This window comes from Hymenobacter sp. B1770 (genome assembly GCF_049896385.1).
GTDB lineage: Bacteria > Bacteroidota > Bacteroidia > Cytophagales > Hymenobacteraceae > Hymenobacter.
Map to the genome: position 1 here is coordinate 207789 of NZ_JAFCUF010000008.1, position 20969 is coordinate 228757.

13 protein-coding genes are annotated in these 20969 nt (G+C 60.0%); 8 read left to right on the top strand and 5 right to left on the bottom strand.

From position 1 onward, the window contains the following. The first annotated feature begins 148 nt into the window (after positions 1-148). On the top strand, positions 149-2302 hold the full coding sequence (locus tag ACP7AJ_RS16940) for an FUSC family membrane protein (RefSeq protein WP_426061377.1): 2154 nt from the start codon (positions 149-151) through the stop codon (positions 2300-2302). A 40-nt stretch (positions 2303-2342) separates the two neighbouring features. Here ACP7AJ_RS16940 and ACP7AJ_RS16945 read toward each other — a convergent pair whose 3' ends face one another. The 4 genes from ACP7AJ_RS16945 to ACP7AJ_RS16960 all read right to left on the bottom strand — a co-directional run bounded on the left by ACP7AJ_RS16945 (position 2343) and on the right by ACP7AJ_RS16960 (position 10005). Beyond that, positions 2343-4283 carry a sensor histidine kinase gene (locus ACP7AJ_RS16945; RefSeq protein ID WP_426061378.1) on the bottom strand — a complete coding sequence of 647 codons (1941 nt, stop codon included), beginning with the start codon at positions 4281-4283 and terminating at the stop codon, positions 2343-2345. 233 nt (positions 4284-4516) lie between these two features. Beyond that, positions 4517-7267, bottom strand: a complete 2751-nt coding sequence (locus tag ACP7AJ_RS16950) for a S8 family peptidase (protein ID WP_426061379.1) — start codon at positions 7265-7267, stop codon at positions 4517-4519. Positions 7268-7612: 345 nt separating this feature from the next. Then, positions 7613-9676, bottom strand: coding sequence for a prolyl oligopeptidase family serine peptidase (locus ACP7AJ_RS16955; RefSeq protein ID WP_426061380.1), 2064 nt, complete (start codon positions 9674-9676; stop codon positions 7613-7615). Positions 9677-9816: 140 nt separating this feature from the next. Continuing rightward, on the bottom strand, positions 9817-10005 hold the full coding sequence (locus ACP7AJ_RS16960; RefSeq protein ID WP_426061381.1) for a hypothetical protein: 189 nt from the start codon (positions 10003-10005) through the stop codon (positions 9817-9819). A gap of 133 nt (positions 10006-10138) precedes the next feature. On the opposite strand from ACP7AJ_RS16960, the gene ACP7AJ_RS16965 reads away from it, so the two are divergent. The 4 genes from ACP7AJ_RS16965 to ACP7AJ_RS16980 all read left to right on the top strand — a co-directional run bounded on the left by ACP7AJ_RS16965 (position 10139) and on the right by ACP7AJ_RS16980 (position 13712). Continuing rightward, on the top strand, positions 10139-10393 hold the full coding sequence (locus ACP7AJ_RS16965; protein WP_426061382.1) for a hypothetical protein: 255 nt from the start codon (positions 10139-10141) through the stop codon (positions 10391-10393). A 27-nt stretch (positions 10394-10420) separates the two neighbouring features. After that, positions 10421-11149 carry a hypothetical protein gene (locus tag ACP7AJ_RS16970; protein ID WP_426061383.1) on the top strand — a complete coding sequence of 243 codons (729 nt, stop codon included), beginning with the start codon at positions 10421-10423 and terminating at the stop codon, positions 11147-11149. Positions 11150-11174: 25 nt separating this feature from the next. Further along, complete coding sequence (locus ACP7AJ_RS16975) at positions 11175-12248, top strand: SHOCT domain-containing protein (protein ID WP_426061384.1); 1074 nt, start codon at positions 11175-11177, stop codon at positions 12246-12248. Positions 12249-12524: 276 nt separating this feature from the next. Beyond that, a complete protein-coding gene (locus tag ACP7AJ_RS16980; protein WP_426061385.1) occupies positions 12525-13712 on the top strand; it encodes an SMP-30/gluconolactonase/LRE family protein in 1188 nt (395 codons plus the stop codon). A gap of 98 nt (positions 13713-13810) precedes the next feature. Here the strand turns inward: ACP7AJ_RS16980 and ACP7AJ_RS16985 are convergent, their stop codons facing one another. Next, positions 13811-14362 (bottom strand): hypothetical protein, encoded by a 552-nt coding sequence (locus tag ACP7AJ_RS16985; protein ID WP_426061386.1) that lies wholly within the window; start codon positions 14360-14362, stop codon positions 13811-13813. A gap of 443 nt (positions 14363-14805) precedes the next feature. Between ACP7AJ_RS16985 and ACP7AJ_RS16990 the strand changes: the two genes are divergently transcribed. From ACP7AJ_RS16990 to ACP7AJ_RS17000, 3 genes are all read left to right on the top strand, one after another. After that, a complete protein-coding gene (locus ACP7AJ_RS16990) occupies positions 14806-17742 on the top strand; it encodes a 2-oxoglutarate dehydrogenase E1 component (RefSeq protein ID WP_426061387.1) in 2937 nt (978 codons plus the stop codon). 116 nt (positions 17743-17858) lie between these two features. Next, positions 17859-19583, top strand: a complete 1725-nt coding sequence (gene odhB / locus ACP7AJ_RS16995) for a 2-oxoglutarate dehydrogenase complex dihydrolipoyllysine-residue succinyltransferase (RefSeq protein WP_426061388.1) — start codon at positions 17859-17861, stop codon at positions 19581-19583. Positions 19584-19784: 201 nt separating this feature from the next. After that, positions 19785-20930: an AI-2E family transporter gene (locus ACP7AJ_RS17000; RefSeq protein ID WP_426061389.1), complete on the top strand. Its 1146-nt coding sequence runs from the start codon at positions 19785-19787 to the stop codon at positions 20928-20930. Positions 20931-20969: the final 39 nt, after the last annotated feature.

A 20969-nucleotide genomic window follows, 5' to 3' on the forward strand; every position in this document is an offset into this window, starting at 1 on the left:
GGGGCAGGCTAGAAGCTGGGCTCGGCATGACAGCCAATTGTCAAGGGCCTGGCCGAATAGGCGCTAAAGGGACTTCGTAACAATTCATGGGTTATTTGCAGGTACGGAGACAATTTTGTGGCAACGCTTGCCCCTGCCGGTCATCTGCATGAATACCCAAACGCGCCGCCTTCAGTACTTCTTTTTTGGGCAGAATTTTTCAGATGGGGTGCGCACCACGTTGGCCATTTTGCTGCCGGCGCTGGTGTTTGCGCAGCTGGGGCAGTTTGAGGCTGGCATAACGGTCTCCACAGGGGCCTTGTGTTTGAGCGTGACCGATACGCCCGGGCCCGTTGCCCACCGCCGCAACGGCATGCTAGCGGCCTTGGCGTTAGTGGTGGCCACGGCTTTGCTCATGGGCGTGGCCGCGACCAACGTGTGGCTGCTGGGCCTGGCTGTGGGAGGGCTCAGCTTCGGGCTGACCATGCTGCTTGTCTGGGGCGCCCGCGCCGGGGCCGTGGGCACGGCGGCTTTGCTCAATTCCGTGTTGGTGTTGGCCCACCCGCCCGCCTTGGGGGAGGTCCTACCTCACGCAGGCCTGTTGCTGCTGGGCGGGCTCTGGTACGCGGGCTTGGCGGTGCTGGTGCACCGGGTGCGGCCCTACCGGCCAGCCCAGCAGGCCCTGGGCGAGTGCATTCACGCCCTGGCGCGCTTCCTGGACTTGAAAGCCCGGTTCTACAACCCCCAAACGGCCCTCGACGACGATTATCGGCAACTGGTGGCGCAGCAGGTAGTAGTGAATGAGAAGCAGGAAGCCGCGCGCGACCTGCTGTTTCGCACCCGCCAGATTGTGAGTGAAACCACCAGCACCGGCCGGCGTCTGGTCCTCACGTTTGTGGAAACGGTGGACTTGTACGAGCGCATCACTGCGGGCTACTACGACTACAACGTGGTGCGCGCCACCTACGGCCCCAGCGGGGTGCTGGCCGATGTAGCCGCCCTCATCCGCCACCTCGCTGCCGAGCTTGACCATCTGGGCGTGGCCATTCAGGCCAACCGGCACTACGCCGGCATCGGCCCCGACCTCACCGCCGAGCTGGCTCGCCTACAGGTTCGCATCAGCGCCCTCGACGCCGACCCGGCCATCGAAGGCAGCACGCTGGTGCTGAAGAAAATTCTAGTAAACCTGCGCGACATCACTCGGCGAGTGGGCAACATTCGCCGCTACTTTGATGAAAGCTTAGCCGCCACGCCGGCGCCCGAGCGCGCCACCGAGCACGGCCAGTTTGTGTCGCATCAGGAAATTGAGCTGCAAGCCCTGAGCCAGAACCTGACCCGGAAATCGGGCGTGTTCCGGCATTCCCTGCGCATGATGGTGGCGTGTCTGGTGGCGTTTGGCGTGGCGCAATGGCTGGCTCGCGGCGAGCACGACTACTGGATTTTGATGACCGTGACCATCATGCTCAAGCCCGGCTTCAGCCTCACCCGGCAGCGCAACACCGAGCGCATTTTGGGCACGCTAGCCGGTGGGGCGCTGGGGGCGGCGGTGCTCTGGCTGGTGCCCTGGACCGATGCACAGTTTGCCATTCTGGTGGCGTTTATGGTGGTGGCGTATAGCTTTCAGCGCACCAAGTACCTCGTTACGGTGGTCTTCCTGACAGCCTTTTTGCTCATCCTCTTCAGTTTCCTCGGCCTGAACTATGTGGGGGTGGTGGAAGAGCGAATTGCCGACACGCTGATTGGCTGCGCCATTGCGTTTTCGGCGGGTTACTTTCTGTTTCCTAACTGGGAGTCGGAACAGCTCACCGACCACATGGCCGCGGCCCTGCGTGCCAACCTGACCTACCTGCGCCAGCTGGCCAACCGCCTCGCCGGCCGCCCCCTACCGCCCAACGAGTACCGCCTCCTACGCAAAGAGGTGTACGTGACCGGCGCCAACCTCGCTGCTGCGTTTCAGCGCATGCTCAACGAGCCCAAGAGCAAGCAGCATCTGCCGTCCAAAACCCACGAGTTTGTGGTGCTGAACCACATTCTTTCGTCCAACATTGCGGCCCTCACCGCCACCCTACGCGAGGCCGCGCCCGCCGTGCCGCCCTTTCCCGCCGAGGGCCGCCGCGCCCTCACCAGCGCTCTGGCCACCCTGCACAAAAGCCTGACGCGCATTGCTCCCACTGACCCCGCTCCTGCACCCGAGCTGCTCCCCGCCGAGGCCGCCGCGCCCGTGGCCCCCGACGATAAGTCGTTGCTGGAGCAACTCGCCTTTCTACAGAAGGTCAGCGGCGATATTGGTAAGGTGACGGAAGCACTGGTTATCGAAAAATGAGGGATAGGTGGCTGGGCGCTGCAGGACGTTCTTCATTGCTCTAATAAGGCAGCTGCACCACCACCCGGGTGCCTACTCCAGGCGTTTCGATGTTCAGGCTGCCATTCAGGTAAGCCACGCGGGTGCGCACGCTGCGCAGGCCTATGCCCATAATGGGGATGTCCTCGCCGTGGCCGAACCCCCGGCCATCGTCTTCTACGCACATTTCCAACATGGGCGGGCGGCAGCGCAAATGCACGTGCACGTGCTGGGCCTGGGCGTGGCGCATGGCATTGTTTACCAGCTCGGCCACAATGCGGTAGGCCGCCGACTGCACGGGCGGGGGCAGGTAGTCGAGGTCTTCGTCGAAGTGAGTATGCACCCGCAGGGTGCCCTGCATATTGAGCGTGCGGCACAGCACGGCCACGGAAGTAGTCAGCCGGTTGGTGAGCTGCTCGAAAGGCAGCAGCGCATGGCTAAGCTGCCGCACCTGGGCGTAGAGCTGCCCCAGAATTTCCTCGGTTAGCTCGCCAATGGACGCCGCCGCCGGCGCCGCCGCCAGCGCATCGCGCACGGCCATGCTCTGCCAGGCCATGTGCAGGGCTGCCAGGTTGGGGCCCATGGCATCGTGCAGCTCGCGGGCCAGCTGCTCGCGCTCGGCATCCTGGGCGGCAATAAGGCGCTGGCCCACTTGGTTGCGCTGCTGGAGCTCCCGAATGCGCAACCGGGCATTTTGCCTTAAGGTGTGGCGGAAGCGGCCCGTGAGCAAGGAGCTCAATACCAGGAGCTCAAAGAACAGGCCCCACGCCAGCGGGTTGGGGTAAACGGGGTTGAAGCTGGTAAGCCCCCAATGGTTGAGCCAAAAAATAGCAAAACCGATAAAGAAGAAACAATAGGTGAGGGCGTAGTAAGCGGCCAGCCGCCGACGGCGCTTGCTCAGCAACAGCGACCCCAGCGTGACCCCGCCGTAGCCGAACACCAGCAGCATCAGCACCTCCCGGGCGCCATTCAGCGCTTCTACCAAGGCCAGGCTATGGCGCACCGCCCACGGAAACAGCACGGAGTAGACTACCACAAACCCCACGGCCGCCCCTGCCACCCAGTTGCCGGCCCGGTGCAGCCCCCGCCAGCCGCTGTGCAGCCGCAGAAACAACTGCATGATGCGAATGCCCGCGGCCCCAGCCAAAACAATAAAATTAAATTGGCCTACCGACCACACCAAGCGGTACAGCCAGGCCGGCAGCAGCATGGCATCCAGCCCGTCTTCCATCATCAAAAACAGCGTGACACCCACCACGTAGGCTACGTACCACAAGTGAATGCGGTCACGCAGGAAGGCAAAGAGCACCAGGTTGAATAAGGCGCTGCTCAGGTAAAAGCCCAGCAGCCACACCCAGTGCCGCTCAAAAGGGAAGCCCATTTCCCAGCCGAGGAAATGCTCCGTGGTTTCGATGTAGGTGGGCAAATACACGCCGCCGGTGTGCACGTCGACGCGCAGGTACAGCACCGCGGCTTCGCCGGCCTCCATGGTAAACGGGAAGCTGAGCGAGCGGGCCGGGAATATTCGTTCGGAAGCGGGCGTCCACGAGCTGGCGGTGCCCAGGCGGGTAAACTTCGTTTCGCCCTGCCGCCGGCAATACAGCGAAGCACTGTCGGTGAAGTTGAAAATGCTCCACACAAAGCGCAGGCGCTGGCTTTCGGTGTTGCGCACGGGCAGGCGCATCCACACGCGCTGGTGCAGCGTGCCTAAGTTGAGGGGCTTGTGCCAAGGGCCGGGCCGGAACTTGCCCGCCAGCCACTGGGCTTCAGCCTGCTCGGGGTCGGGCGGCACATCAAAGCTCTCGGTGTAGTAGCGGTACGCTTCCGAAATGTGGGCGCCCTTGGGGTCTTTCAGAAGCAGCGTATCGCGCAGCGTTTGGTCGGGCTTAGCTGCGGCCTGCACTTCCCCCTTGCCCATAAGCCACCACCCCAGCATCAATGCAATGAAGAAGTGAAACCGCATAGGTAAAAAGGAAAAGTGCTGCTCGGCTAGCAATTAACTACAAATCCATCTTCTTTTAAAATAAAAATCAACAATAGGCTTTTGGTCAAAAGCTTAGTATGGATTAAAGTATTGGAAATAGCAGATGCTTAGACTAATGTGGATGAGCATTCCGGTCGTCTGCTGCGGGTGTGATGGCACAAAAAAGCCGGCTCAGGAAACTGAGCCGGCTTTTTTAACAACAATTTTCTATACTAGCGCGTCAGCACTACACGTCCGCTGGCCGTTTTGGTACCAGTGGTGAGCTTATAGATGTAAGTGCCTGCCGACAGTTGAGTTGCATCGAATACCTGCGTGTGCACGCCGGCCGTCTGCACTTCGTTGCTCAGCGTTTTCACGCGCTGGCCCAGCAGGTTGAACACTTCCAGGCGCACGGCACCGTCCTGAGGAAGGGTATAGGTGAGCACGGTCTGGCGCTGGAAAGGGTTGGGCGAGGCCGTCACCAAGTCAGCTTCCTGCGGCGTGGAGGTGCCAGCCGTGACAGCCGCGCTGTTGGCTGCAACCGTGGGCGAGTTCCACTGGTCGTGGGTGCGGGTCACGAGCACGGCGAAGTCGCCGCGCTTCACCGATTGCACGGGCTTAAAGGTGGCATGAATCACGGGCTGCAGGTCGAAGGTGCCCTGCGTCACGGTGAAGAAGGCGTTCATGATGTTCATATCCAGCGCTACTTGCACGTAGCCAGCCAGGCCGGCCGGAATCTGGGCTGCGTCCTCAATCGGAATGCGCTGGCCGTTCACCAACACTGTTACCGGGTCGGTGCTGCTGAGGGCTTTGTTTTGCAGGCCCAGGCTTTGCACCAGCGAGTAGGCCAGGCTGGCCCGCGTTACGGCGGCGTTGGGAGAAAATACCCCAGCCGAAGTGGGCAGCATCACACCGTTCTTGTTTTGGACGCGGTCGCGCAGGGCGGCGCCCTGGGCCGTTACCGATTCGGCCAACAGGCGGTCGCTGGTCTTCACATCGCCAAAGGAGATGGAGCCGTCCAGGGGCAGGAACTGGCGGATAGCCTGGCCCATCATTAGGTAGTCGGCCAGCTGAATGCGGGTCAGGTCGCGGTCGGGAGCATAGCCGGAGGGCAGACCATCGACGAGGCGCTTGCTCACGGCCAACTTGATGGAGCCTTCGGCCGGGTGGCCGGCAATGTCGGTCAGGCCGGTGGTGCCGGTAGCTTGGTTCAGGGCAATGTTGCCGTTCACCTTTTCGGGGAAGGCAACTCCGTTCAGGCCGTCGAGGCGCACGGTCCAAGTGCCGGGCTCGGGCGATACCACGGCCACGGCGCGGCCAGGGCTGATGGCAAACAGCACCGAGATGCCCGAAGCGAAGCGGCGGCCGGTAGGCGAGAGGAGCACGAGGTTGATGGGGTTGCCGGTTTCGCCCAGCAGGCCTTCAACTTTGCAGTTTACTTCCATCGACGAGGTACCGCTAGGCACCGAGAAGGTGCGCGAATTGGTGGCCGTGGTCAGGGGGTTGAAGTCAATAGAGAAGGTGCTGCGCACCGTGCTGGTGTTCACGCTGCTGTTGAACACGCGGGTGGCGTTGGAGAAGGCTCCGTAGCCGGGTGCAGCGCGGAAGGCGCGGTCCACGGCGGCGTAGGCATTCACCATGCCGCGGCCCACTTCCCACGACTCGCGGTTGGGCAGGTTAGTGGCGGTTTCTTCAATGATGGCTTTCACTTGGAAAGGCGTCAGCGCGGGGTTGGCGTCCAGCATCAGGGCCACTACGCCGGCTACGTGCGGCGCGGCCATGGAAGTGCCGGTGAGGTGGGTGTAGTAGGGCAGGTGGGCGGGGTCCATGCCCGAGTTGATGTCCTGCTGGGTGCTCAGAGCGCCAATGGGCGACACGGCGCGGGCCGAGATAATATCGGTGCCGGGAGCCGTTACCGTGGGCTCATCGCGCCAGGTGAAGGTCTGCCCGTCCGTAGAGAAAGTGCCACCCACGCCCTTGCGGCCACGCGACGACGATGGAGCCAGCACGCCAGCCTTATCAGAGTTGGCCACCGAAATAACCCAGGGGGCTTTCTTGTATTTGCCGGTGATGGTGCCCGAGCCCGAGCCTGAGTTGCCGGCCGAGAACACCACCACAATGTTGCGGTCGACGCAGCGCTTGGTCGACATGGTGATGGGGTCGCGGGGGTCTACGTCGGTGCCAATGTCGCTGGTGGTGCCAAACGAGTTGGTGATAACGCGGATGTTGTAGCGGAACTGGTTCACCAAGGCGTAGTCAAACGCGCCGATTACGTCCAGTATGAACAGGCCGGCCCCGGTGCCGTAGCCCACAATGCCCGCGCCGGGTGCCACACCGGCGTACTTGCCATTGGAAGCCGCGCCGGTAGCGCCCGTAATGCCGGCCACGTGCGTGCCGTGGCCACCGCTGTTGTCGGTGTTGGCAATGTCTTCGAGGTAGGTAACGGGCAGCATCGAGTCCTGCGCGTTCAGGTTGGTGGTGCCCAACACGTTTTGCTTAAGGTTGGCGCCCAGCTTCAGGTCGGGGTGGGTGCCGTCGACACCACTGTCGTTCACTACTACGCCAATGCCGGTGCCGGCAACCGGCAAGCCGCCGTTGCGCTGCGTGAAGCTGGCTTCGTTGCGCACGCGCTGGGCCCCGGTGAGGGCAGTAGCGCCTTCGTTTTCGAGACTTAGCGAGCGGTTGAGGAACAGCGAAACTACGCTGGGGTCGTTGGCTAGCTGGGCAATCTGGGCGTTGGTGGCCAGTACACCAGCGATGGGCAATTCTCGCAGCGTAACGCCAGCCGTGATACCAAGTGTGCGGAGCGTTTGCAGCGCAGCGGCCGAAGGAGCTCCCGTGCCTTCGAAAGTAACAATAACCTGGTGAACCCCGGGGCTCGTGGTGAGCGCCGTTTGTAGGGCTGGGTCGATAAGTGTTTGGGCCTGAGTGGCGGCCCCGGCACCGCTCGTCAAGAGCATTGCCAGAAGTAAGGTTTTCTTCATAGAACGTGGGAAGCGTGTATTATGAGAATGGTGAAACACGACTCAATTTACGGGGTAAACAGGGATGTGGATTTCGGCATTATTATAAGATTTTTATGTTTTAGCTTGTTTTGTTGCGAAAAACAAATCTATATCTATTGTTTTCGAACGTGGGTTTACATAGTGTCAATTACTTGTAAGACAATGATTTAATAATTGTGGCTAAGTGGCCAATTCATAATCCCTTTGTCTTTAAACAACTACTGACTCAATTCGAAAATTCATAAAACTTTTTTGTATAATCACATAACAAAAAACCCTTCCCAATAGTGGAAAGGGCTTTTTGTTATTAGCTAAAGCCAGCGTTTATTCCGCTGCCTTCCCACCATCCGGCTTGAGCGTGCGGCCCAGCCAGTCGAAAAATACCCGCTGCCAGAGCACGGCGTTTTGTGGCTTCAGTATCCAGTGGCCTTCGTTGGGGAAGTACAGAAAACGGCTCGGAATGCCGCGCAGCTGCGCCGTACCGAAAGCTTCCATGCCCTGGCCCTCGGGCACCCGGAAGTCCTTGCCGCCGTGAATGACCAGCATGGGCGTATCCCAGTTTTTGGCAAATAATTGCGGGTTGAAGTCGGTGTAGGACTTGTGCGGCGTGGCGTCCCAGGGCGTGCCGCCCATGTCGTGCTTGGCAAAGAACATTTCCTCGGTGCTGGGGTACCAGCTGGTGAGGTTGTAGAGGCCCGCGTGGGCAATGAAGGTTTTGAAGCGGCCTTCGTGCTTGCCGGCCAGGAAGTATACCGAATAGCCGCCGTAGGACGCGCCGACGCAGCCGCGGCGGTCTTTGTCCACGTAAGGCTCCTCGCTGATTTTGTCGATGGCTGAGAGGTAGTCGCGAATGGGCTGCCCGCCCCAGTCGCCGCTAATCTGGTCGTTCCACTCCCGGCCGAAGCCGGGCAGGCCGCGCCGGTTGGGTGCCACCACTATGTAGCCGTTGGCCGCCATCAGCTGGAAATTCCAGCGGTAGCTCTGGCTTTGGGTGATGGGGCTTTGGGGGCCGCCCTGGCAGTAGAGCAGGGTGGGGTACTTCTTGGCGGGGTCAAAGTCGGGCGGGTAGATGACGAATACCTGCATCTGCTTGCCGTCGGTGGTGGTGACGCGGCGGTCTTCCACCTTGCCCATTTTTATGCCGGCCAGGTCGGCCTGGTTGATGGTTGTAAGCGGGGTTTCCCTGCCGGTTTTCAAGTCGATGCGCACCATGTCGGCAAAGGCGCTGAGGGTAGTGCGGTTGGCTACGGCAGTGTTTTTGCCGGCCAGCTCAAATGCGTTGTAGTTCTGCGCGCCCTTCGTGATTTGGCGAATTTTGCCGCCCTTGGCAGGTACTTCGTACAGTTGCTCGGCCCCGGCCACTACCGATACGAAGTAGAGGCTTTTGCCATCGGCGCTCCAGCGCACGTTGGCCCCGCTCAACTCCGAGCCGGTGGTGGCGTCCTGCCGCTTTTTGGTGGCGAAATCGTGCACGATAATGGCGTTTCGGTCGGCTTCAAAGCCCGGCTTGGCCATGCTCAGCCAAGTGATTTTGCTGCCGTCGGGCGAGAACACTGGCTCGGTGTCGTAGCTCGGCAGGCCCTCGCTCAGGTTTTCGGTTTTGCCGGTACGCACGTCATAGAGGTAGATGTCGGAGTTGGTGCTTTCGGCTTCGGCCTTGCCCGTGAGCTTGCGGCTGGTATAGGCAATGCGGTAGCCGTCGGGCGCAAAGGCCAACTGCTCGGCGCCGCCGCTGGGCATCAGGGGCGCGTCGAACTTCTCACCGGCCATGATATCCTTGCCGTAGCCCTGGGGCTTGCCGTCGCTGCCAATGGGCTGGAAGAAAACGTGGCTAGCCTTGTGGTCGTCCCACGAGGTCCAGTGGCGGTAGTTCAGGTCGTCGATGATTTTGGCGTCGGCCTTGGGCAGGTCCGGAAACAGGTCCTTGGTGTCGGGCGTCACCTTCACGTCCTGGGTGTAGAGAATGAAGTTGCCCTTGGGCGCGTACTTCAGGTTGCCCAGCCCCTCGTCGGGGAAGCTGCTGAGCTGCTGCTTGCCGCTGCCGTCAGCGTTCATCACATACAGCTGGTCGGTACCGCTCTCGCCAGATAGGAAAGTAAGCTTGCCATCGGGGCGCCAGTTCAGGGTGTTTTCTGAGCTGGGCGTGTCGGTCAGCTTTTTAGCGGTGCCGCCGGCCACCGGCACGGTGTAGATGTCGGCGTTGCCTTTATTATCGGCCAGGCTGTAGCGGGTCACAGTATAAGCTACGGTTTTACCGTCGGGCGATACCTGCATTTCGCCCAGGCGCCCCAGTTGCCACAGCTTTTCGGGGGTGAGAACAGTGGTGGGATTTTGGGCCGCTGCTGCCAACGGCAGCAAGGCCAGAGCGGTGAGAAAGTGTTTGTTCATTACCAGGAATTAATTGGGCCGCAAGGTACAGCGGGCCCGTAATTCGCGATAGAGAGCAAAAGAGAAGCCCCACCAACTCAGTTGGCGGGGCTTCTCTTTGTGGGTTATAGCCACTGGCTAGCGCATAGGCGCAACATATCTTACTTGCTTGCTTTTTTACGGCCCCCACCGCCGGGAAGTTTTCCGCCGCCGTCGTTTTTATTCACCGTAGCCCACGCTCGAGCTTCGGCTTCTTCCTGGGGTACGCCTCTTTTTTCGTAGCCTTCTTCAATGTGCTCGGCCTGGCGCTTCTGCTTGTCGGTGTATTTCGATTTATCTCCCTGGGGCATGGCAGTTGCTGATAAAGGATGGAAGAAAGAGGGCCTGAGGCATCAGGCCCTCGTATTTTTACGCGGGCCGCAGGGGAGGAGTTAGGTGGAGCTTACTACCTTCGCCCCGCTTCTGGCCTTTAAAAAGTCTCTTATGCGCCACGTCGCCGACATTCCCCATCCCGCCGTCAAAATCACGCTCCTGGCCTGGAACGGCAAGTTCCTGCTCAAGCTAGAGCAGGGCAGCCTCGAGCAGACTTATAAAGTTGCGGAGCTGGACCTGCTCACCGGTACCGACGCCGAAGTGCGCGAGCTGCTGGACGAGGAGTTTCTGGCCGCGGCCATTGCGCGCTTCCAGGACATGCGCACCGATTTGCAGGCCGCCTTCGACCGCCAGGAGTTGCGCTAGGCTCCTCCACTACTACATCCTTTTTCGATGCATAAAATCTTCGCTCTGATGCTGGCCCTGGTGGGCCTGCTCACCATAGCTCCAGCCTCGGCCCAGCTCTACGACGTGCGCGCTAGCGAGGTGAATTATGACCGCAAGGCCCGCGCCGCCCTCAAGGTGCAGGTCGACGGCAAAGCGTCCGACGTGCGGGAGTTCTTTCAGGACTGGATGAAGAAGAATTACAACGTCAAGTTCAAGAACGGCGGCTTGCTCGGCCTGAGCAAAAGCGAGGCCCTCGTTGCCCGCCAAATACCAGCCAACTCCATCTCCGGGAAGCTGGTAGACCTTTACGCCACCGTGGTGGCCCCGTCGGACTCTACCTCGGAGGTGGCCGTATTCGGTGGCTTCGACGACAACACCTTTTTCGACCCCGACAAAACCGCAACCGAGTACAACGCCATGCGGGTGATGGCCCAGACTTTTGCCACCGCCGCCCGCCTCAAGGCCTACCGCGACCAGATTGCCGAAGCCGAAAAGGGCGTGAAAACTGCCGAGAAGGAAAAAGAGAAGCTCGAAAAGAACCGGGTTTACCTCCAGAACAATACCACTTCCAACCTGGCCAAAATCGAGGAATTGCTGAAGAAAAACGCCGATAATCTTCAGCAAATACGCTCCGATTCGGTTTCGCTCATCAAAAACGGTCAGGTGCTCGATTTGAACCGCATACAGCTGCAGCGCCGCCGCGACCGCCTTTCCGCGCTCGACCGTAAGAACTAGCCGGAGCGCGCGCCGTACTCAGGCTATGGAAAACCCATCTTCGCCCCTCGATACCCTGCGCCAACTCAAGGAGATGCTGGATGCCGGGGCCCTCACGCCCACCGAGTTTGAGGCCCTGAAAAAGCGGTTGGTGTTCGCCGACCAGACGACTCCACCGTCTACGTCGTCGTCGACTGCCCCAACGCCGCCTGCTCCCAGTTCACCACCAAGTACCCCGCCCGAACCCGAACCGGCGCCCCCTGCTCCGTCACCATTTACGACCGTGCCGCCCACTCCGGTGGTGCCTGCCTCATCGCCCTTTCCCCCGCTTTCGTCTGCTTCGGTTCCGCCCACGCCAGTTACCCCGGCTCCATCTGGCTATGAACCGCCGGTGCCCCGTCCTTTCGAACCGCCCGCGGCCCGGCCCGAGCAGCAGATAATAACGGAGCTGCGCTCGCCCAATCTTGGCGGCCCGTCCCCAACGGGGCAGGAGGGCCAAAATCCGCCTGCTTCCCCCCGGCCTCCGGTGGCCGGCCCCTCTGTGCCGACACCCACGCCGCTATCTCAACTGATTGTAGAGTCGCTCAATAAGGCGCCCACTGGCAACCGGCCGCTTTCTCCTCCTCTCAATCCCGTGGCGCCCCCTACGCCGGTTGGCTCAGTTCCGCCTCGCTCCCCCGAAGTGAATAGGGTGCCGCCGCATGTTCCCCCCGCACCTTTACCTAATGCCGCACCCCTGGCTGACGAGGAAAGCTGGACAGAAAACGAGTTTCCTGAGTCGGAAAGGCCAAAGGCCCGCAGTCCGCTAGCTCTTATTCTATCCATTGGAGGGTTGTTGGCCTTGTTAGGTTTAGTGGTGTACCTGTCCCTCAACCGGCCACCGTCCGAGCGTTTGTCCAGCACAAGCCGAACCGCTGCCGACTCGGTGGCCACCTCCATTGAAACAGGCCCGCAGGCTGACCCGCTGACTCCGGCAGCAGTGGCCGAACCCGAAACCATCCGCGTGATGCCAACCAATCCCGCACCGCCGGTGCAGCGGCGGCCCGCACCGCCAAGGCGGGATACAGTGGCCGTGGCCCCAGCTGCTCCCGCAGCATCCGACTCAACAGATACCCCATAAAGCACAAGAAATTAGCTCACTCAAAACGATGTAGAGACGCGATACTTCGCATCTCGGCGTCCGCGCCGTTTGGGGCTATCCGCTGTTGCATCGTTTATCGCCGAGACGCGAAGTGTCGCGTCTCTACATCGTACTCTTACCCCAGCAAACCGCGGCTTTACACATAAGCTAATGTATTTGTGTCAGCGCTTTTCAACGTCCCTAACCCAAGGCCGTATGCTAAACCTCAGCCCCTGCGGCTGAGGTTTTTTCTTTCCATCAATCCATCTGCTATTCATGGCTTTCTTTCACCTTCTACCGCCTGCCTTGTTGGTGGGCTTGGCTGCCGCCAGCATGACGCTGGGCAGCTGCTCGTCGCCCAACAACAATTCGCAAAGCATCGCCGTGGCCGCCGGGCCCGATTCGACGGATGCTAGGTTCGACAAAGCGCCCGCCAACTCGCCCTTGCAAGTAGTGGCCGAGTTTACGGGCCCCCAAATGGTGGGCGTAGCCGTGGCGCCCGGCGGCCAAGTGTTCGCCTGCTTCCCGCGCTGGGACCACAACCCCTTGTACCCCATTGCCGAAGTTGGCCCCAACAATACCCTCACGCCCTACCCAGATGCCAACTGGTGCACCTGGACCGACTCGGTGAAGAACGAGCCCCAGAAGCACTGGATATGCCCCCAAACCGTGCACACCGATAAATCGGGCATGGTGTGGGTGCTCGACCCTGCTTCGCCCGGCATCAAAGGCACTGTGCCCGGCGGCCCCAAACTGGTGAAAACCGACCCCAAAACGCGCCGTGTGCTGCTCACCGTTCCGTTTCCCGAGAGCGTGGCCCCGCGCAAGTCCTACCTCAACGATGTGCGCATCGACCTGCAGAACAACTACGCCTACCTCACCGAGTCTGGCACCGGCGCCCTGGTCGTGGTCGATTTGAAGACCAACAAGTCGCGCCGCCTGCTCGACTCCCACCCGTCTACCAAGGCCGAAAAAGGCTTGGTGTTAAAAGCAGAAGGCCACTCCATGGTTGACCCCCAGGGCAAGCCTGCTCAGTTCCACGCCGACGGCATTGCCCTGAGCACCGACAACAACTACCTCTATTACTGCCCGCTCACGGGCCACACGCTCTACCGCATCAAAACGGCGGCCCTGCGCGATGCTTCCCTCAGCGCTGCCCAGCTTGGGCAGCAGGTAGAGAACCTGGGCACAATTCCGGCTACCGATGGCATGGAAATCGACGCGGCCAACAACGTCTACCTCACTTCCTTCGAGCAGAGCGCGCTGGTTCGGCGCACGCCCGATGGCAAGATTGAAACCCTCGTGAAAGACCCGCGCCTGCAGTGGCCCGATACCTACAGCTTCACCGCCGACGGTAACTTGTATGTGGCCAACTCGGCCATTCACAAAATGCCCAGCTGGAACAAGGGCGTGGGCCAGCCCCGGCCACCGTTCCGCATCTTTAAAATGGCTCTGCCAAAGTAGGTGACCCGTTTTTATAAGCACAAAAAAAGCCGCGCCTTCAACTGGCGGGGCTTTTTTATTGGGGTAGAATAAGGGGCAGAACTATTAGCGCAGGCTACCTATTGGTAGGTCACCTTCTGAATTTTTACGCCCTTGGTAAAAATGTCTAGGTTCTCGCTGGTGTGAGCCAAGATATCCATGCAGTGGCGGTGCCGCTTGTTCATAGTGTCATGGATGGTGTAGACGCCATCCAGCTTTGCGTTTATTCCGGTGACGCGCACCGTGTCTCCGTATTCGAATTCTCCGCCCCAGGGCTTTAGCAAATCGCGCGACAATGCCATCCAGCGCTGTTTGGTCCCGTAGTGCGGCTTAATCCGCGAATTGTCGGCCGTGATGAACGGCTCGCTGTCCGTTTGGCCCGGCACAGCTTCATAAATCGTGGCCGTCACCCGATAAGTCAGGCTTTGGCTAACGTATTTTTTTGACTTTTTAAACTTGGCTTTTGCTTTCACCACCCGACGCTCGGCGGGGCGGCTTACTTCTAGCGGCGAAATAAACTTAACCAGTCCGGCGGCTTTAGTGCTGTTATCGGCTGGTGACGAGGAGAAAAGAGGGGCTGTTAATGCGGAGGCTGCTAAAAGGATGTCTAGAAATAACCGTACACTACTCATTTAAAAGGGTTTCGTTCGTCCGCCATTCCTCGCCTGGCAGTATCGGCGTCCCCTGGGTTTGTATTTCGGGGAAAAGTGTTAACGATTAGGCAGATAGATAAGTTTGCTGAAAATAAATTATCCAAATTGAGTGCGCCTGACGTGCCCTATCACGCCTTCTTAGCCAAAAGTTTATAGAACGAAACGAGGTTATACAGGAGTTTGCCATGATTGGTGCCGTTGTTTAAATGCCAGCGCTTACATTATCTCAGGCCAACCTGAGTAAGCAATACCCAGCCATCCCCCATTTTTTGATAAATTGGCCAGCCAAGCCCAACAGGCCTTATAAAAGCAGTGATTATTATTGTGTTGAAAAGCAGATGAATTCGCGTAGTCGAATTCAGGTTTTTGCCTGAATTTTAAGCGCCCTACTTTTACGCAGCCTTACCTAAGTTGAATTTCTCATGGACGCATACTCGTATATAGCCAACGCCGACGCGGCGGCCATTGAAACCTTATACCAAGCCTATCAGCAAAACCCGGAGTCGGTTGACTTTGGCTGGCGCAAGTTTTTTGAAGGCTTCGATTTCTCCCAGCAATTCCCGGAAGGTGCACCGCTGGTACCCGGCAACGGTAGCGCCACCAACGGCACCTCCTCAAATGGTGCGGCCGCGGCGCCCAAGTCGACTGCCGCTACCGGCGACCAGGCCGACGGGTACGGCGTGCTGCAAACGGATGCGTCCACTAACAACGCGCCAAGCAATATCAGCGGCAGCGGGGTAGTAGCCAATGACAAGGAAACCGCTGTAAGGAACCTCATCCACGCCTACCGCAGCCGCGGCCACCTGCGTGCCAAAACCAATCCGGTGCGCGAGCGCAAAGACCGTAAGCCCCGCCTCGACCTCGGTGATTTCGGCCTTGGCGAATCCGATTTGGACACCGTTTTTAAGAACGGCGAAGTGCTGGGCTTGGGCACCCAGGCCACGTTGCGCGACATTCTGGCGGCGCTGGAGAAAATTTACACCGGCCCCATCGGCTTCGAGTACATGTACATCCGCGACCCGCAGGTGCTGGACTGGTTCCGCGAGAAGGTGGAGCAGGCGTCGCTGTCGTTCAATCCCGGCGTGGAGTACAAAAAGCGCATCCTGAAGAAGCTCAACGAGGCCGTCGTTTTCGAAAACTTCTTGCATACCAAATTCTTGGGTCAGAAGCGTTTCTCGCTGGAAGGCGGCGAAACCACTATTCCCGCCCTCGATGCCATCATTGGCAAAGGTGCCGAGCTGGGTGTGGAAGAAGTGATGATTGGCATGGCCCACCGCGGCCGTCTGAACGTGCTGGCCAACATCATGGGCAAGACCTACGAGCAGATTTTCTCGGAGTTTGAAGGTACCGCTGTGCCCGACCTCACCATGGGCGACGGCGACGTGAAGTACCACATGGGCTACAGCTCGGAGGTAGAAGCCAGCGGCGGCCAGAAAGTGAATCTGAAGCTGGCGCCCAACCCCTCGCACCTCGAGGCGGTGAACCCCGTGGTAGAAGGCTTCGTGCGAGCCAAGATTGAGCACCAGTACGGCGACGACTTCCGCAAAATCCTGCCCATTCTCATTCACGGCGACGCCGCGGTAGCCGGTCAGGGCATCGGCTACGAGCTGACTCAGATGTCGTTGTTGGAAGGCTACAAGACGGGCGGCACCATCCACTTTGTGATTAACAACCAGGTTGGTTTCACCACCGACTTTGAAGACGCCCGCTCGTCGATTTACTCGACGGACCTCGCCAAAATCATTGACGCGCCGGTGCTGCACGTCAATGGCGACCACCCCGAAGCCGTGGTGTTTGCTGTGCAGCTCGCCACCGAGTACCGTCAACAGTTCAACGCCGACATCTTCATTGACATGGTGTGCTACCGCCGCCACGGTCACAACGAGTCGGACGAGCCCAAGTTTACGCAGCCCACGCTCTACAACATCATCTCGAAACACCAGAACCCGCGCGAGGTGTACAACAACATGCTAGTGCAGCGCGGCGACGTGGATGCCGAGCTGGCCAGCCAGATGGACAGGGAGTTCCGCGACATGCTGCAGGCCCGCCTCGACTTGGTGAAGCAGAAGCCGCTGCCCTACAACTACCAAGCGCTGGAAAACGAGTGGCGCAGCCTGCGCCGCTCCAAGCCGGAGGACTTTGAACAGTCGCCCGAAACCGGCATTAGCGAAGACACCGTGCAGCGCGTGGCCAAGGCTCTCACCACCTTGCCCGAAGGCTTCAAGCCCCTCAAGCAGATTGATAACCTGCTGAAAGAGCGCCGGAAAATGTTCTACGACAACCGCGTGCTGAACTGGGCCGCCGGCGAGCTGCTGGCCTATGGCTCGCTGCTGACTGAGAACCACAAAGTGCGCGTGAGCGGCCAGGACGTGCAGCGCGGTACCTTTTCGCACCGTCACGCCGTGTTGCACGACGCTGAAACCTCGGCGCCTTACACCTCGCTCAACCACATGGAAGGCGAGCACGAGCAGCTGAGCATCTACAATTCGCTGCTGAGCGAGTACGCGGTGCTGGGCTTTGAATTCGGCTACGCCATGGCCAACCCTACGGCCCTGGTGGTGTGGGAAGCCCAGTTTGGCGACTTCGCCAACGGTGCTCAGACCATGATTGACCAGTTCATTGTGAGCAGCGAAAGCAAGTGGCAGCGCATGAACGGCGTGGTGATGCTGCTTCCCCACGGCTACGAGGGCCAGGGTCCGGAGCACTCCAACGCCCGCCCCGAGCGCTTCCTACAGCTGGCGGCCGAGCAGAACATTGTGGTGGCCAACATGACCACGCCGGCTAACTTCTTCCACGCCCTGCGCCGCCAGCTCACCTGGAGCTTCCGCAAGCCGCTGGTGGTGATGTCGCCGAAGTCGATGTTGCGCAACCCGCTGTGCGTTTCGCCCATTGAGGAATTCACCAGCGGCACCTTCCGCGAGGTGCTCGGCGACACGTTTGCCGAAGCCAAAAAGGTGAAGCGTGTGCTGCTGTGCTCGGGCAAAATCTACTTCGACTTGCTGGAAGAGCAACGCGAGTCCAACCGCACCGACGTGGCCATTGTGCGCCTCGAGCAGCTGCACCCCTTCCCCAAAAAGCAGCTCGATGCCGAGCTGGCCAAGTACCCCAAAGCCAAGCTTTACTGGGTGCAGGAAGAGCCCGAAAACATGGGCTACTGGAACTACATGCTCCGCTACATGCGCCGCGAACTGGAAGACGTTATTGCTCGCAAAGCGTCGGCCTCGCCGGCCACGGGCTACAACAAAGTCCACGTGAAGGAGCAAAAGGACCTAGTGGGCCGGGCTTTCGACAAGCCGAAGGAGGCCGTGGCCGACGACACCATCGAAGCCACGGCGGAAATCGCTAAAACACAGGACTAGTGCCGGGCTGCGGGCCGCTGGTGTAGCGGTTCGGCTTCTTTACTCCGTAAGAAGGGAGAAGCGTTGCCTTGGTCTCAATCACATTCAGAAAATTTCTTTCCCCGCCACCCTAGTTTATGGCCCTCGAAATCAAAATTCCCGCCGTTGGCGAATCCATCACCGAAGTCACGATTGCCAAGTGGCTCAAACAGGACGGCGACGCCGTGAAACGCGATGAAGTAATTGCCGAGCTGGAATCAGACAAGGCTACCTTCGAACTGCCCGCTGAGGCCGACGGAGTGTTGAAAATTCGCGTGGCCGAGGGAGAAACCATTGGCATCGGCACCATCATCGCCGATTTGAACAGCGCGGGTGGCAACGGTGCTGCGCCGGTTCCGGCAGCCTCTGCAGCTACTCCTGCCGCTGCGCCCGCAGCGGCAGGTTCAGCCGACCCGGTTTCCCACGGCGAGCAGAACCCCGAAGCCAGCAACCAGTCCGGCTACGGTGGTGCCCCAGCTGGCAACGAAAGCAAAGACCCCGCTACCCCCGGCGCTCCGGCTACCTCCGACGCTCCTGCGGCGGGCGGTTCGGCACCCGCCGGTGGTGGAGGTTCCATCGAGATGAAAATCCCCACCGTGGGCGAGTCCATCACTGAGGTAACCGTAGCCAAATGGCTGAAAGAAGACGGCGCCCAGGTGAGCCGCGACGAAGTGATTGCCGAACTAGAATCAGACAAAGCAACTTTCGAGCTGCCTGCTGAAGGCAGCGGCACCCTCCGACACGCTGTGAAAGAAGGCGAAACCATCGCCATCGGTACCGTGATTGCACGCATTGAAGGCGGCAGCGGCGGTGCGGCGGGGCCTGCTGCTCCGGCAGCAACGCAGGCAGCTCCGGCTGCGGCCATGGCAACACAGCCAGCCAGCGGTGGTGCGGCCACGTATGCTACCGGCGTGCCCTCGCCGGCAGCTGGTAAGATTCTGGGTGAAAAAGGTATTGCTGCCACCGACGTAGCCGGCACTGGCCGTGACGGTCGCATCACCAAAGAAGACGCTCAGAACGCGCAGGCCAAGCCTGCTGCTCCGGCTCCGCAAGCGGCTCCCGCGGCTCCTGCCCCAAAAGCGGCTGCTCCGGCTGCCAGTAGCGCCCCTGCCGCCAGCGGCGACCGCAACCAGCACCGCGAGCGCATGAGCAACCTGCGCAAAACGGTGGCCCGCCGCCTCGTGACGGTAAAGAACGAGACGGCCATGCTCACCACCTTCAACGAGGTGAACATGCAGGCCATTATGGACATGCGCACCAAGTTCAAGGACAAGTTCAAGGAGAAAAACGGCGTGAACCTCGGCTTCATGTCCTTCTTCACCAAGGCGGTGTGTGTGGCCCTGCAGGAGTGGCCCTCGGTGAATGCCCAGATTGACGGCACCGACATCGTGTTCAACGACTTCTGTGACATCAGCATCGCCGTATCGGCCCCCAAAGGCCTGGTGGTGCCCGTGATTCGCAATGCCGAGAAGCTCTCCTTCGAAGGCGTGGAAAAGGAAGTGGTGCGCCTGGCCATGCTGGCCCGCGACAACAAGCTCACCATTGAGCAGATGACCGGCGGTACGTTCACCATCACCAACGGTGGCGTGTTTGGCTCGATGATGAGCACCCCGATTATCAACGCCCCACAGTCGGCCATTTTGGGTATGCATAACATTGTGCAGCGCCCCATCGCTGAAAACGGCCAAGTGGTGATTCGTCCCATGATGTACCTGGCCCTAAGCTACGACCACCGCATCATCGACGGCCGCGAGTCGGTGTCGTTTTTGGTGCGCGTGAAGGAGCTGCTCGAAGACCCCACGCGCCTGTTGCTGGGCGTGTAAGCAGCGCATTTAGCCTTATTGGAAAAGCCGGTTTCTGCATAGCAGGAGCCGGCTTTTTGCTTGCTGGCCGCAGGTGTAATTGCGGATAGGTGACCCTGGGTACAACACCCCAATAGCTGTGGTGCACGAAGTGCCTTCATTACAAGTAATTGGCCTTTCGACCGATTTGCTGCGTAGAGAGGGATAAAGCACCTTCGCCTTATGCCAACATTTACCAGCCTCAAGGATTGGTTTTCCCCCAATCCAGACCCAAACCAAATCCCGCCCATCCGGCCAGATGCCGTTCCGGTGCCCGCCGAGGAGCCTTTTCGGCCCGTGCGGCAGTCCAATGGCTTCACCAGCCGGGTGCTTATCGTGGTGGGCATTGTCACGTTTGTAGGGCTGCTGCTGTTCTTCCTGTGGGCCAGTCGCTCGATATTATTGCTGGGGTTTGGCGTGGTACTGATGGCGGTGCTGCTACGGGCCGTGGGCAAGCTGATTTGCAAAATATCAAGCCGAATTCCCATGAAAGCCGCTGTGGGGCTGGCAACGGTGTTGCTGCTGGGGGCGCTGGTAGGGTTTGGGATGCTGGCTGCGCCGCGCATTTCGGAGCAAATGAGCACGCTAACGTCCGAGATTCCGGCGTCCATCCAAAAAATCAAGAGCCAGCTCAACGCCACGCAATGGGGGCAGGTGGTGCTTAAACAGCTAGAGGAGGACATGCCCTCGCCGTCGCTGAGCCGGGTGACGGGCATTGTGGGGGGCACTCTGGGCGTAATCACCAACGCGGTGGTCATATTTGTAGCGGGCCTGTTTTTGGCCCTCGACCCGGGCTTGTACGTGAACGGACTGGCCCGGCTGTTTCCGGTGTCGCGCCGGCAGCGGGCCCGCGAAGTGGTGGCCAGCGTAGCCGACCGGCTCGAAAGCTGGCTGCTGGGCCAGTTCATTGCCATGTTTGCGGTGGGCGTACTCACGTGGGTAGGGTTGGCGGCGCTGGGCATGCCCCTGGCCATGGTGCTGGCCGTTATTGCGTTTGTTTTCGACTTCGTGCCCTTCATTGGGCCACTGATTGCCGCGGTGCCGGCCGTGCTGCTGGCGGTGCTGCAGGGACCACAAATGGTCCTGTACGTAGCCTTGGTCTACCTGGCCGTGCAGCAGGTAGAAAGCTACTTGGTGGCGCCTCTGGTGCAGCAGCACACGGTATCGGTGCCGCCTACTTTGCTGCTGCTCACTGCGTTGTTGGGAGGGGTGTTGTTTGGCCTGCCGGGTACCATCATCGCCATGCCGGCCCTGGTAGTGCTCATAACGCTGATTAAAGAACTCTACGTGAAGGACACCTTGGGCGACCACACGGAGGAAGCAAAGTAGCCGCCCGAAAGCAAGCCCACACCCCCGGCCGAGCCGCAT